15 protein-coding genes are annotated in these 12,626 nt (G+C 73.9%); 7 read left to right on the forward strand and 8 right to left on the reverse strand.

Features of this window, described 5'->3' with window-relative positions; translation table 11 throughout:
• Positions 1-798: a site-2 protease family protein gene (locus tag ACFW47_RS01465; protein ID WP_386279306.1), complete on the forward strand. Its 798-nt coding sequence runs from the start codon at positions 1-3 to the stop codon at positions 796-798.
• Here the strand turns inward: ACFW47_RS01465 and ACFW47_RS01470 are convergent.
• Positions 788-979, reverse strand: coding sequence for a hypothetical protein (locus tag ACFW47_RS01470; RefSeq protein WP_052839954.1), 192 nt, complete (start codon positions 977-979; stop codon positions 788-790). The genes ACFW47_RS01465 and ACFW47_RS01470 overlap by 11 nt on opposite strands.
• 76 nt (positions 980-1,055) lie before the next feature.
• Entirely contained in the window at positions 1,056-1,763 is a 708-nt protein-coding gene (npdG, locus tag ACFW47_RS01475) for an NADPH-dependent F420 reductase (protein WP_386279303.1), read from the reverse strand.
• 221 nt (positions 1,764-1,984) lie between these two features.
• Between npdG and ACFW47_RS01480 the strand changes: the two genes are divergently transcribed.
• Complete coding sequence (locus ACFW47_RS01480) at positions 1,985-2,587, forward strand: hypothetical protein (RefSeq protein ID WP_386279301.1); 603 nt, start codon at positions 1,985-1,987, stop codon at positions 2,585-2,587.
• Between the two features lie 33 nt (positions 2,588-2,620).
• On the opposite strand, the gene ACFW47_RS01485 is transcribed toward ACFW47_RS01480, so the two are convergent.
• Positions 2,621-2,851, reverse strand: coding sequence for a hypothetical protein (locus tag ACFW47_RS01485; protein ID WP_272585518.1), 231 nt, complete (start codon positions 2,849-2,851; stop codon positions 2,621-2,623).
• A gap of 58 nt (positions 2,852-2,909) precedes the next feature.
• Here ACFW47_RS01485 and map point away from each other — a divergent pair, with 58 nt between their 5' ends.
• Positions 2,910-3,770 carry a type I methionyl aminopeptidase gene (gene map / locus ACFW47_RS01490; RefSeq protein WP_386279299.1) on the forward strand — a complete coding sequence of 287 codons (861 nt, stop codon included), beginning with the start codon at positions 2,910-2,912 and terminating at the stop codon, positions 3,768-3,770.
• 131 nt (positions 3,771-3,901) lie between these two features.
• Positions 3,902-4,549: a heme oxygenase (biliverdin-producing) gene (locus ACFW47_RS01495; protein ID WP_386304307.1), complete on the forward strand. Its 648-nt coding sequence runs from the start codon at positions 3,902-3,904 to the stop codon at positions 4,547-4,549.
• Positions 4,550-4,634: 85 nt separating this feature from the next.
• On the opposite strand, the gene ACFW47_RS01500 is transcribed toward ACFW47_RS01495, so the two are convergent.
• The 5 genes from ACFW47_RS01500 to ACFW47_RS01520 form a co-directional block, all read right to left on the reverse strand.
• Positions 4,635-4,850 (reverse strand): hypothetical protein, encoded by a 216-nt coding sequence (locus tag ACFW47_RS01500; protein WP_386304310.1) that lies wholly within the window; start codon positions 4,848-4,850, stop codon positions 4,635-4,637.
• Positions 4,851-4,940: 90 nt separating this feature from the next.
• A complete protein-coding gene (locus tag ACFW47_RS01505) occupies positions 4,941-5,585 on the reverse strand; it encodes a PhzF family phenazine biosynthesis protein (RefSeq protein WP_386304313.1) in 645 nt (214 codons plus the stop codon).
• Between the two features lie 8 nt (positions 5,586-5,593).
• Complete coding sequence (locus tag ACFW47_RS01510; protein WP_386279291.1) at positions 5,594-6,403, reverse strand: hypothetical protein; 810 nt, start codon at positions 6,401-6,403, stop codon at positions 5,594-5,596.
• Positions 6,404-6,451: 48 nt separating this feature from the next.
• The gene (locus ACFW47_RS01515; protein ID WP_386304314.1) at positions 6,452-8,020 is read right to left on the reverse strand and encodes an HtaA domain-containing protein; all 1,569 of its coding nucleotides are present in this window, start codon (positions 8,018-8,020) and stop codon (positions 6,452-6,454) included.
• A 51-nt stretch (positions 8,021-8,071) separates the two neighbouring features.
• A complete protein-coding gene (locus ACFW47_RS01520) occupies positions 8,072-9,499 on the reverse strand; it encodes an HtaA domain-containing protein (RefSeq protein WP_386304315.1) in 1,428 nt (475 codons plus the stop codon).
• Positions 9,500-9,601: 102 nt separating this feature from the next.
• Here ACFW47_RS01520 and ACFW47_RS01525 point away from each other — a divergent pair, with 102 nt between their 5' ends.
• The 3 genes from ACFW47_RS01525 to ACFW47_RS01535 all read left to right on the forward strand — a co-directional run bounded on the left by ACFW47_RS01525 (position 9,602) and on the right by ACFW47_RS01535 (position 12,608).
• Positions 9,602-10,627, forward strand: coding sequence for a hemin ABC transporter substrate-binding protein (locus tag ACFW47_RS01525; RefSeq protein WP_386304317.1), 1,026 nt, complete (start codon positions 9,602-9,604; stop codon positions 10,625-10,627).
• Positions 10,624-11,715, forward strand: a complete 1,092-nt coding sequence (locus ACFW47_RS01530; protein ID WP_386304318.1) for a FecCD family ABC transporter permease — start codon at positions 10,624-10,626, stop codon at positions 11,713-11,715. Before ACFW47_RS01525 ends, ACFW47_RS01530 begins: the two co-directional genes overlap by 4 nt.
• A 68-nt stretch (positions 11,716-11,783) precedes the next feature.
• Complete coding sequence (locus ACFW47_RS01535; protein ID WP_386304812.1) at positions 11,784-12,608, forward strand: heme ABC transporter ATP-binding protein; 825 nt, start codon at positions 11,784-11,786, stop codon at positions 12,606-12,608.
• The last annotated feature ends 18 nt before the right edge of the window (positions 12,609-12,626 follow it).

Consider the following 12,626-nt stretch of genomic DNA (forward strand, 5'->3'; position numbering starts at 1 on the left):
ATGACCACCGCCCACCTCCGCCGGAGCGACCGGCGGATCAGTCCCGTCTTCCTCGGGATCGTCGCCGTCACCGCGGTCACGGGCTGGGCCACCTGGACCGGGTTCGCGGAGCAGCCGGGTGTGGCCGTGTTCCTGTTCGTGACGGGCGCCTGGGTCGTGTCGCTGTGCCTGCACGAGTACGCGCACGCCCGCACCGCCCTGCACAGCGGGGACATCTCGGTCGGCGCGAAGGGCTACCTCACGCTGAACCCGGTGAAGTACACGCACGCCCTGCTGAGCATCGTGCTCCCGGTGCTGTTCGTGATCATGGGCGGGATCGGTCTGCCGGGCGGTGCCGTCTTCATCGAGCGCGGGCGGATCCGGGGACGCTGGCGGCACAGCCTGATCTCGGCCGCGGGCCCGCTGACGAACGTCCTGTTCGCCGTCGTGTGCACGGCCCCGTTCTGGCTCGACGCGCTGGACGGCGTGCCGCGCGGATTCCGCATGGCCCTGGCCTTCCTCGCGCTGCTCCAGGTGACGGCCGCGATCCTGAACTTCCTGCCGGTGCCGGGCCTGGACGGCTACGGGGTGCTCGAGCCGTGGCTGTCGTACAACGTGCGCCGGCAGGTGGAGCCGCTGGCGCCGTTCGGGCTGCTGATCGTCTTCGCGCTGCTGTGGATCCCGGCGGTCAACGGCGTGTTCTTCGACGCGATCGACGCGATCCTGCGGTCCCTCGGGATCGGCGAGATCGACACCTACTGCGGCTTCGAGCTGTACCGCTTCTGGCAGACGGACGAGCTGTGCACGGTCAGCCCGTGACGGACGTGGCGCGCCGGGCGTCCCGGCCCCGCTTCACGTAGTACCAGCACATGTTGGACGACACACCGGACAGCAGCACCCACACGACGCCGATCACGACGCTGCCCTGCACGAAGGAGACGACGGCGGCGGCCACCGCGAGAACGCAGACGACCAGGGCGTAGAGGGCGAGGCGGGGCATGGGGCGGGCTCCTGTCGGGGGACACGTGCGGGTACTGCGCCGGCGCGGCCGGCACCCACCAGTGTCCCCCATCGCCTCACACGTCGGTGACGCGGAGCCCGGCGTGTGCCTTGTAGCGGCGGTTGACGGAGATCAGGTTGGCGACCAGCGACTCGACCTGGTGGGCGTTGCGCAGCCGCCCGGCGAAGACGCCGCGCATCCCGGCGATGCGCCCGGCGAGTGCCTGGACGATCTCCACGTCGGCGCGGACCTCCCCCAGCACCATCACGTCGGTGTCGATCTCGTCGATGGCGGGGTCCTGGAGGAGGACCGCCGACAGGTGGTGGAAGGCGGCGGTGACCCGGCTGTCCGGCAGCAGCGCGGCGGCCTGCTCGGCGGCGCTGCCCTCCTCGGGCTTGAGCGCGTAGGCGCCCTTCTTGTCGAAGCCGAGCGGGTTGACGCAGTCGACGACGATCTTGCCGGCCAGTTCCGCGCGCAGGGACTCGAGTGTCTTCCCGTGGCCGTCCCACGGCACGGCGACGATCACGACGTCGCTGCGACGGGCGGTCTCGGCGTTGTCGGCGCCCTCGACGCCGTGCCCGATCTCCTCGGCGGCGGCCTCGGCACGCTCGGCGGCGCGCGAGCCGACGATCACCTTCTGGCCGGCCTTGGCGAGGCGGTAGGCGAGGCCCTTGCCCTGCGGGCCGGTGCCACCGAGCACGCCGACGACCAGCCCGGATACGTCGGGCAGGTCCCAGGGGTCCTTGGCGGGGGCCTTCTGTGCAGCACTGTCGGTAGAGGTCATGGGCCGACCCTACGTCGGTCCCGGCCACCGCACGGCCCGAGGTCCCACACGGCGCCGGCCACCACCGGACCGTCCCGGGGCCGCTGCACACGCGTCTCCCGGACCGCCTCCGGTCGCCCCGGACCCGACCGTCCCCCGGACGTCCCCGGCCGTCCCCGGGTCGGGCGAATCCGGTGCGAACGCCGGGTCGTGCGGGTCGGATTGCGGCAGGATGCGGGCGCATGGACGCCGTACGGGTCGCGCTGTTGCGGGAAGTGCTCGCCGGGACCGAGTGGCTGGGGGCCACCCGGAGGTTCGCGGGGGCGCTCAGGGGGTCGGTGGTGCCGCACGGGGGCGGGCTGCTGCTGGTGGGGACAGCCGGGTACGAGCCCTGGCACCTGGCGGCACACCTGGTGGACGAGGCCGCCTGGTCGGGGACGCCGGAGCTGGCCCCCACCCTCGTACGGCACGACGCGCGCCCCTCGGACCCGGCGCACCTGGCCGTCGGCCTCGGCCGGCTGGCGGCGGCCCGGCGCGGGGAGACGCTGCTGGTGGTGACGCCCGACGACCCCGGCACCCCGCTCCTGGAACGGGTGCACGACGCCCGCCGGGCCGGCGCCACGGTGCTGGCGCTGGGCAGCGACGAGCGGGAGCTGACGGCCATGGCGCACGAGACGCTGACCGTGCCGGACGGCGCCGAGCTGGACCTGGACACGGTGCAGCACCTGGTCAGCGCGGCGGCCGGCGAGAACGCGGTACCGCCCCCGCGCGGCCCCCGCCGCTTCCGCGACCGCCTGTCCCGCCTGGCCGACCACCTGACCGCGCCGCCACCGTCGCGCTGGTGACGGCGGCCGCCGGGGTGTCCTGGGGGTGGCCGGTCAGTCCTCGTCCGTCCGCCCGGCCGGGGCGTCGTGCCACTTCGGGTCGTTCTCCCACTCGAGGTTGCGCTCGCGGGCCGTCCGCATCGCGTGCTCGGCCTCGGTCCGGGAGGCGTACGGACCGAAGCGGTCCTTTCCCGGGCAGTCCGGGCCCTCCTCGACCTTCTGGTGCTCCAGGCAGTAGTACCATTCGCCCGGCTTTCCGACCGTGCGCTTCTTGAACAGGGCCATGACCGGCTCCTTCCGCCAGGGACATGGTCTCGTATGCCCGCTGGTTAGACTCGCTGTCATGTCTTCTGGCCAGTCGCTGCTCGTCCCTGGGGAGCTGTCTCCCACCCGTTCCGTGCCCGGAAACATCCGGCGGCCCGAGTATGTCGGCAAGCCCGCGCCGACGCCGTACACCGGCCCGGAGGTGCAGACGCCCGAGACGATCGAGGCGATGCGCGTGGCCGGGCGGATCGCGGCGCGGGCCATGGAGGAGGCCGCCAAGCTCATCGCGCCCGGCGTGACGACGGACGAGCTGGACCGCGTGGCGCACGAGTACATGTGCGACCACGGCGCCTACCCGTCGACGCTGGGCTACCGCGGTTTCCCCAAGTCCCTGTGCAGCTCGGTCAACGAGGTCATCTGCCACGGCATCCCGGACTCGACGGTGCTGCGCGACGGCGACATCGTGAACCTGGACGTGACGGCGTACATCGGCGGCGTGCACGGCGACAACAACGCGACGTACCTGGTCGGCGAGGTGGACGAGGAGAGCCGGCTGCTGGTCGAGCGGACCCGGGAGTCGCTGGCCCGTGCGATCAAGGCGGTCAAGCCCGGCCGGCAGATCAACATCATCGGACGGGTCATCGAGTCGTACGCGAAGCGGTTCGGGTACGGGGTGGTGCGGGACTTCACCGGGCACGGGATCAACTCGTCGTTCCATTCGGGGCTCATCGTCCCGCACTACGACAGCCCGCACGCCACCACCGTCATCCAGCCCGGGATGACCTTCACGATCGAGCCGATGCTGACGCTCGGGACGCACGAGTACGACATGTGGGACGACGGGTGGACGGTCGTGACCAAGGACCGCAAGCGGACGGCGCAGTTCGAGCACACCCTGGTGGTGACCGACTCCGGGGCCGAGATCCTGACCCTTCCGTAGCCTCGGCACACCCTTCACGGCCCGCTCTCCCCGGAGGGCGGGCCGTTTCGCGTCCGGGTGGGTACGCTTTTACCGACAGACCGTCGGCAACCTATTGACTTAGGTAAGCCTAACCATAGAAAATCATGCTCATGGACTCCTTCTCGACGCTCATCCGCACCGCCTCCCACGAGCAGCACGTGGAGGCGGAGACCTCGACGTTCATGAGCGACCTGCTGGGCGGGCGGCTCGGCGTCGACGCCTACGCGCGCTACACCGAGCAGCTGTGGTTCGTCTACGAGGCACTGGAGGCCGGTGCCGACCGGCTGGCGTCGGACCCGGTCGCGGGGCCGTTCGTCCGGCCGGAGCTGATGCGGCTGGCGTCGCTGGAGCGGGACCTGGCACACCTGCGAGGCCCTGACTGGCGCACGGAGCTGACCGCCCTGCCCGCGACCGAGGAGTACGCGGCCCGGGTCCGCGAGTGCGCCGAGAGCTGGCCGGCGGGGTACGTCGCCCACCACTACACCCGCTACCTCGGCGACCTGTCCGGCGGCCAGATCATCCGCGACAAGGCGGAGCGGACGTGGGGCTTCGCCAGGAAGGGCGACGGGGTCCGGTTCTACGTCTTCGAGGAGATCACCAACCCGGCCGCCTTCAAGCGCGAGTACCGGGAGCTGCTGGACGGCATCCGCGCGGACGACCTGGAGAAGCAGCGGGTCGTGGCCGAGTGCAAGCGGGCCTTCGCGCTCAACACGGGGGTCTTCCGGGCACTGGGCGAGGAGTTCCCGCTCTCCGCGTGAGCGACGCCGGCACCCCTGCGGACGTGCCGGTCCCCCTCGGCCGCCTGGGCCGAGGGGGACCGGGAGCGAACGGCCAGATTCGGACTCAGCCGTCGATGTCGTAGTCGTCGCTGCGGCAGTTGATGCCGCCGTAGGTCACGTCGCTACCGGTGATCTCCGTGGAGACGCTGCCGAAGTACGGGCTGCAGGTGGCGTCCTCGTCACCGTGCAGGGAGCCGTCGAAGGCGGTGGCCGTCACGGCACCGCCGGCGGTCATGGCGGCGGTCAGCAGGACGGTGGCGAGGGCGGAGCGGATGCGCATGGATTTCCTCTCGCGTGAGGGAACGGTCAGGCGAGAGTTAACCCCTCGTGCCCGCGCGCACACGCTGTTCCACCCGTACGGCGGCGCCCGTCACCGCTCCAGCCGCACCCGTCCGCCGATCTCCACCCACCCCTCGGGCTGCGGCGCGGTCAGGATCTGCGAACCGGCCCCCTGGGCGATGTTCAGGGCCCGGCCCAGCCGCTCGGTCAGCAGCAGCGCCGCCGCACCGGTCGCCTCGTCCTCGTCGACACCGTCGTCGCGGCCCGGGAAGGCCCGGGCCCGCACCCGCCCGGCCGGCTCGTCCTCCCACGCCCAGGCGTAAACCCACTCCCCCGGCGGGGGCACCGCCAGATCGTCGACCTCGGCGGCGGAGGCGTACTGGCGCAGGGTGCGCGGCGCGGCCCACTCGGGGCGGGCCTCGATCCAGCTGAACTCGCCGTCCAGCCGGGCGCCCGCCACCCCGGCCGGGGTGACGAGTGCGGGTACGTCGAGCAGCCAGGCCGTGCCGACGCACGGATGTCCGGCGAACGGCAGCCGCAGGGTGGGCGTGTAGATGTCGACGACGCCGCGCTCGGGGTCGTCGACGAACACGGTCTCGCTGAAGCCGAGTTTCGCGGCGAGCTCCTGCCGTCCGGCGGGGTCGGGCAGCACGGAACCGTCCCGGACCACGCCGAGCTCGTTGCCGTATCCGCCGTTCGGCGCGCAGAAGACGCGCAGTACGTCGTAGTCGGTCACCGGAGCATTCAAGCACCGCGCGCGGGCGGCCAGACCGGCGTGGGTGCCTCGTCGTACGGCAGGGCGGCGAGGGTGTCGGCGTACGCGCGGGCCGGGGTGGCGCGCGGGACGTCGGGGCGGGCGGCGCGTTCCTCGTGCGCCGTGGTGAGCTCGTCCGCCTCCCGACGCCAGTGCGCCCGGTCCGGCAGCCGGGCCAGCACCACGCACTCCGGCTCGCTCCCCTCGGCCAGCGCCGCCACCGCCCGGTCGTGCCCGTCGAGGATCAGCCAGCCGTCGAGGAAGGACACCCACCACAGCAGTACGGGGGCGAGGGTGCCGTCCCGGGCGTGCTTGCGGTACGCCTTCACGCGGGGCGCGCCGGGCTCGGAGAGGGGGCGCAGCGGCAGTACGCCGTGCCAGCCGCCTCCGCAGAGCAGTTCGAGGACGCAGTCCGGCCAGTCCCGTACGAAGTCCTCGGTCCAGATGCCGGGGGCGAAGGACGCCCGCGTGGTGAGCCCCCAACGCCCGTCGTGCAGGGGGCCGTCGGACGCGTCCTCCAGCCAACGGGCACAGCGGTGGCGCCAGTCGGCGGGCCCGCGCATCGACGCGGCGCGCAGGGGCGGCAGCGGGGAGCGGTGGCCGGGCAGGCGGCGCAGGTGCAGCTCGCGGCAGCAGCCGTCACCCGAGGAACGAGCCAGGAACAGCGGGCGGTCGCCCTGGTGGAGGGCGGGCGGGGCACCGTCGTCCGGCCGCACGAAACGCAGCGGGGGCGGGCCGGGGCGGCCCCGGACGTCCAGGACCAGGGGTCCCGGTGTCCGTTCCCTCGCCGCCCGTCGCATGCGGACAGTATCGGGGGGGCCGCCCCGGCCCGCGACGCCTTTCCGCCCCTAGGCCTGCGTGCGCCGCTTGCGCGCCGCGAACACCGTGCCCGCGCCGAGCGCGACGGCGACGCCGGCCGCACCCGCGAGGACCGGGCCCGGGATGTCCGAGCCGGTGGAGGCGAGGCTGCCGCCGCCGATGGCCGAGCCGCCCGTGGTCGACCCGGTGCCGCCGACGGTGGACCCGGTGCCGCCGGCCGTCGAGCCCGTGCCGCCGCCGGTGCCACCTGCGGTGCCCGAACCGCCGGTGCCGCCCGTGCCGCCGCCCGACGGGAGCCGCGCGTCCTCGCTCAGCGCCACCGACAGGCCGACGGCGTCGAGGGCGGTGCCGGCGGTGTAGAAGTCGCCGAAGGCCTTCGCGCCGGCCTCGGTGAGCGTGGCGGCGACGCCGTCGACCGTGAGGACGTCGTTCCGGGCGGTGAGGTCGGCGGACTTCGCCTCGAGGTCGGCCAGGACGACACCCTCGGTCCGCGTGCCGAGGCTGTTCACGTCGGCGGTCAGCTTGCCGGTGCCGCCGTCGAGGGTGGCCTCGATGTTGCTCAGGGTCAGGTCGAGGCCGTACGTGCCGTCCGTCTCGTGGCCCTTGAAGTTGACGGCGCCCCGGAAGGCGGCGGTGAGCTGGCCGGCGTCGGTGTCGTAGGTGCCGGTGGCGTCCTTGAAGGTGAAGGCCCCGTTGCCGGCCGCCTGGGTGGCGCCGCCGGAGACGGTGACCTTCCCCTTGGCCACGGGACCGGTGACGTAGGAGCGGAAGGACTGCTTCACGCCCCAGCCGAGGGTGCCGTCGGCGATCTCGCCCTTGGCGGGGGCCTGTGTGGCGGAGGCGGACGGGGACGGGCCGGTGCCGATGGTCTTCGTCGGCGTCGGCTCCGGTGCCGGGGGCTCGGTCTTCGGCGGTGTGGTGGGCGTGGTCTCCGTGGCCGACGGGGACGACGGGGACGGCTCCGACCCCGGCCCCCCGGAGGGGGACGGGGAGGCGGGCGGGGTGGCCGGCGGCGTCTTCTCGACCACCGTCAGCGGGTCGCCCGCCGCGCCCGCGTAGCCGGCGCTGCCGAGGAACTCCCCGGCCTCGGCGGTGAGGGTGGTCGCCATGTCCTTCATGCCGCGGGTCACGGCGACGGTGGCGAGCGGGACGTCGTCGCCCTCCGTGGTCTCGGGGGCGCCCTGGGAGGTGTCGACCTTCTTCACGTCGGCGGTGATCTCACCGGCCTCGCTGTCGAAGCGCACGTCGGTGAGGGTCACCTCGAAGCCGTGCGCCTTGGACGCGCTCACCAGGCTGCCCTTGAAGGCGAGGTCCACGGTGTGGCCGGTGGTGTCGTAGGTGCCGGCGCCGTCGACGAAGGTGAAGGCGCCGTTGCCGGCGGCCTGCGAGGCGCCGTCCGCCGTGGTGAAGCCGCCGAACATCCCCACGTACGTGCGGTACGACTGCTTGATGCCCCAGGTGAGTTCGTAGTCCTTGAGGGGCATCTCCGCGGCCGAGGCGGTGGTCGGACCGACCGTGGCCAGCGCGGTGGCGCCGAGTGCGGCGGCCGTGGCCACGGCGGCGGCGAGGGCGGTGGAGCGGCGTCGTCTGACGGACATGCTCGGTTCTCCTTGGGTGGCGGGCCGCCGGTGGGCGGCCGGCGTCGTGAGTCAGTCCCGGTCCGCGTCCGAGTCGGACGCGGCGGGCCGGGCGCGGCGCCTGCGGACGGCGACGGCCACGAGGGCCGCGGCCACCAGCAGCAGGGCGCCGGCCGTGAGGGGGACGGGAAGTGCGGGGAAGTCACCGTCGTCGGCGGTGCTCGCGACGGGTTCGGCGGGGTTCTCCGGCCCGGACGTCTTCTCCGGCTGCGGGCTCGCGCTCGCCGTGGGCGCGCTGCCCAGGTCGGGCAGGACGGGCAGCTCGGCGTCGGCGGTGAGGGCGACGGCCAGGGACACCGGGTCCATCTCGGTGCCCGCCCGGTACATGCCGCCGAAGGCCTCGGCGCCGCGCGCGGTGAGCTTCGCGGGGGCCTCGGTGACCTTCACCAGGCCGTCGGCGGGCTTCAGGTCCCCGGCGGTGAAGGTGACCAGGGGCACCTTCGCACCGTTCAGGTCCGGGCTCTTCACGTCGGCGTAGAGCGTGCCCTCGCCGCCTTGGACCTCGGCCCGTACGCCGCTCAGGCTCAGGTCCAGGCCGTGCGCGCCGGTGAAGCGCACCGCGCCGTCGAAGGCCGCGGTGAGGGCGCCGTCCGCGTACGTCCCCTCGCCGCCGGGGAAGCGGAAGAGGGCGCCGCCGTCCTGGGCGCCAGCGGTCAGGGCCCACTCGCCGTCGGCGATGTCGCCGGTGACGTACTCGCGGAAGGTGCGGCGCACGCCCCAGTCGACGGCGCCGTCCTCGATGGCGCCTTGCGGAGTCCGCCTGCTCTCCGGTGACTTGGCGGGCGTGCTCGACGGCTGCTTCTCCGGCTGCCGCCGTGCCGCCGCCTTCACGTCGGCGGACAGGCTCACCGGGTCCAGCGCGGTGCCGGCGGTGTAGTACCCGGCGAAGGACCGGGCGCCCTCGGCGGTGAGGGTGGCGGGCAGGTTGTCCAGGGCCACGGTGCTGCCGCCGCCCCGCATGTCGATGCCGCCGAGGGAGAGTGCGGCGAAGGGCACCTGACGGGACGTCGTGACCGTCCCGGTGTCCTTCGCCTTGCCGGTGACGTCCAGGTAGAGCGTGCCGGTGGAGCCGGAGATGCTCACGGTGGGACGGCTGAGGGTGAGGTCGAGCCGGTGGGCGCCCGTGCCGGTGCGGTGGCCGAGGAAGTGGACGCCGCCCGAGAAGGCGGCGCGGAAGGCGCCGGTGTCGCCGTCGTAGGTGCCGGCGGCCGAGTGGAAGCGGAAGGTGCTGCCGCCGGCGGTGGCCGCTCCCCCGGTCAGGGAGTAACCGCCTTTCGCGACGGGCCCGGTGACGTAGCTCTGGAACGACGACTTGATGCCCCAGTCCAGCCGTCCGCCCTGCACGGTCCGGCTCTCGGCGTGCGCGGCGGCAGCGGGGAGCAGGGCTGCGAGAACCGCCGCGCACAACACGGTGACCAGGGCGCGAAGACGGGCGGGCATGCGAAGTCCTCCGGATCGGGGGGCCGGTAGCGAACGAAGGTAAGGCTAACCTAAGCTCTAGTCGACTGAAACTGGCGGTCGACGGAAAGGACGGACGGAACCGTGCGACGCTTGCGAGGCCGACTGGCGGGAGCACTGCTGTCCGTGCTCGCTCTGACCCTGACCGCGACCGGATGCCAAGGCTCCTCCGAAGCCTCGTCGGACACCGGGTCCGATCCGGGGGCCGCCTCGGCGGCGGGGCCCGTCACCGACCGGGTGGAACCGCTCGCGAGGAGACCCGAGCCCGGGCTCCCCGTCACCGTCCGCTCCGCCGACGGCGAGCAGGTGAAGGTCGAACGGGCCGAGCGGATCGTCCCCCTCTCCGGGAGCCTCAGCGAGATCGTGTTCACGCTCGGGCTCGGCGACCGGGTCGTCGCCCGGGACGTCACCGCCACCTTCGAACAGGCGGCGAAGCTCCCAGTGGTCACCCGGGGCCACGACGTCTCGGCCGAGAGCGTGCTGTCCCTGGAGCCGGACCTGGTGATCGCGGAGACCACCACCGGCCCGGAGGAGGCCGTGGACCAGATCCGCGCCGCCGGAGTCCCGGTGCTGTTCGTCGAGGCGGCCGAGGGCCTGGACGACGTGGGCCCGCGGATCCAGGCGGTCGCCGACGCGCTCGGCGTACCGGCGGCCGGGCGGGAGCTGACCCGGCGTTCGGAGCAGCGGATCGAGTCCGTACGCGAGGACGTCCCGCAGGGGGAGGAACCCCGGGTCGCCTTCCTGTACCTGCGCGGCTCGGCCTCCGTCTACCTCATCGGCGGCACGGACTCCGGCGCCGGTTCGCTGATCGAGGCGGCCGGCGCGGTGGACGCCGGGGCGGCCTCGGGCCTGGAGAAGGACTTCACCGCGATCACCAGCGAGGCGCTCGTGAAGGCGGCGCCCGACGCGATCCTCGTGATGAGCAAGGGCCTGGAATCGGTCGGCGGCGTCGACGGGCTGGTGAAGATCCCGGGCGTCGCCCAGACCCCGGCCGGGATGGACCGCAGGATCGTCTCCGTCGAGGACGGCGTGCTCCTCAACTACGGCCCGCGCACCGACCAGGTGCTCAAGTCGGTCGTGACCCAGCTGTACGGCGAGGACGCCCGGTGACCGTACTCGGCACGCCCGCACCCCTCGAAGCGCCCGCCGAACCGTCCCCGCCCCGCACCCGGCGCACCACCGCCTGGCTGCTGACCGCCGCCCTGACCGCCGGGCTCCTCCTCCTGGTCCCGGTCGCGGCCGGCACCGGCGCCTACCCGATCCCGGTCGGCGATGTGCTGGGATCGGTCCTGCGCCACCTCGGCCTCGGCGGTACGGAGCTGGACCGGGTGGCCGACTCCGTGCTGTGGAACGTGCGGTTCCCGAGGATCGTGCTGGCGCTGCTGGCCGGCGCCTCGCTGGGCTGCGCGGGCGCGCTGATGCAGGGCGTGTTCGGAAACCCGCTCGCCGAGCCGGGTGTCATCGGCGTCTCCTCCGGCGCGGCGGTCGGCGCGGTCGCCGCCATCGCGTTCGGCCTGAACTTCCTCGGCAACTGGACGGTGTCCGTCTTCGCCTTCGTCTCCGGCCTGATCACCGTCCTGGTCGTCTACGCCATGTCCCGCTCGGGCGGCCGTACGGAGGTCGTGACACTGATCCTGACCGGCATCGCGGTCAACGCCTTCGCGGGGGCGCTGATCGGACTGTTCCTGTTCTTCGCGGACACGGCGGCGGTCAACCAGATCACTTTCTGGCAGCTGGGCTCGCTCGCCCAGGCGACCTGGCCCAAGGTGCTCGCGGTACTGCCCTGCGCGGCGCTCGGACTCGGGCTCGCCCCGCTGTACGCCCGCCGCCTGGACCTCCTGGCCCTCGGTGAGCGGCCGGCCCGGCACCTGGGCGTGGACGTGGAGCGGCTGCGGATCGTCCTGGTCCTGGTGATCGCGCTGCTGACCGCGGCGGCGGTGAGCGTGGCCGGGGTCATCGGCTTCGTCGGCCTGGTCGTCCCGCACCTGCTGCGGATGGCGGCAGGCCCGGGGCACCGGTTCCTGGTCCCGGGCAGCGCGCTGCTCGGCGCGCTGGTGCTGCTCGCCGCCGACCTGGCGGCCCGCACGGTCGCCGAGCCCGCCGAGCTGCCGCTCGGGGTACTGACGGCGCTGCTGGGCAGCCCGTTCTTCTTCTGGCTGCTGCGCCGCACCCGGCGCAGGCAAGGGGGTTGGGCATGAGGGGCACCACGGGCGCGCGGGGCGGCACAGGCGCGCGGGGCACGAGGACCGCGCACGCCAGGGGGCTGCTGCGCCTCGTCCCGTCCCGTCCGGCGCCGCCGCCCCCGGCCGCGCCCGGCGACGTGCTCGCCGAGGCGGAGGGCGTCCGCGTCCACCTCGGCGGGCGGCCGGTCCTGGACGGCGTGGACGTCACCGTCCGGGCGGGCGAGGTACTCGCGCTGGTGGGCCCCAACGGCGCCGGCAAGTCGACCCTGTTGGGGGCCCTGGCCGCCGATGTCCCCGCCGCCGAGGGGCTCGTACGGGTCCACGGCCGTCCGGTGACGGACTGGTACGCGCCCGAACTCGCCCTGCGGCGGGCCGTGCTGCCCCAGTCGGCCTCGCTGTCCTTCCCGTTCCCGGTCGAGGAGGTGGTCCGGATGGGCCGGGCGCCCTGGGCGGGCACCGACCTGGCGGACGAGGACGACGCGGCGGTGGCCGAGGCGATGGCGCGCACCGAGGTCACCGGCTTCGCCGGGCGCCCGTTCTCGGCGCTCAGCGGCGGCGAACGGGCCCGGGTGGCGCTGGCCCGCGTCCTCGCCCAACGCGCCCCGCTGCTCCTGCTGGACGAGCCGACGGCGGCGCTGGACCTGCGCCACCAGGAGCTGGTGCTGCGGCTGTGCCGCGAGCGGGCGTGGGCCGGGGACGCGGTGGTCGTCGTCCTGCACGACCTGGCGCTGGCGGCCGCGTACGCGGACCGGGTCGCGGTCCTGCGGGCCGGCCGGATCGCGGCCGACGGGCCGCCGGAGCGGGTCTTCTCCGAGGAGCTGCTCTCCGAGGTCTACGACCAGCCGGTGGAGGTGCTGCCGCACCCGCGCACGGGCGCCGTGCTGGTCCTGCCGCGCCGCGATCCGTGACCCGAGGTCACGGAGAGG

This window comes from Streptomyces sp. NPDC058796 (assembly GCF_042745235.1).
Lineage (GTDB): Bacteria > Actinomycetota > Actinomycetes > Streptomycetales > Streptomycetaceae > Streptomyces.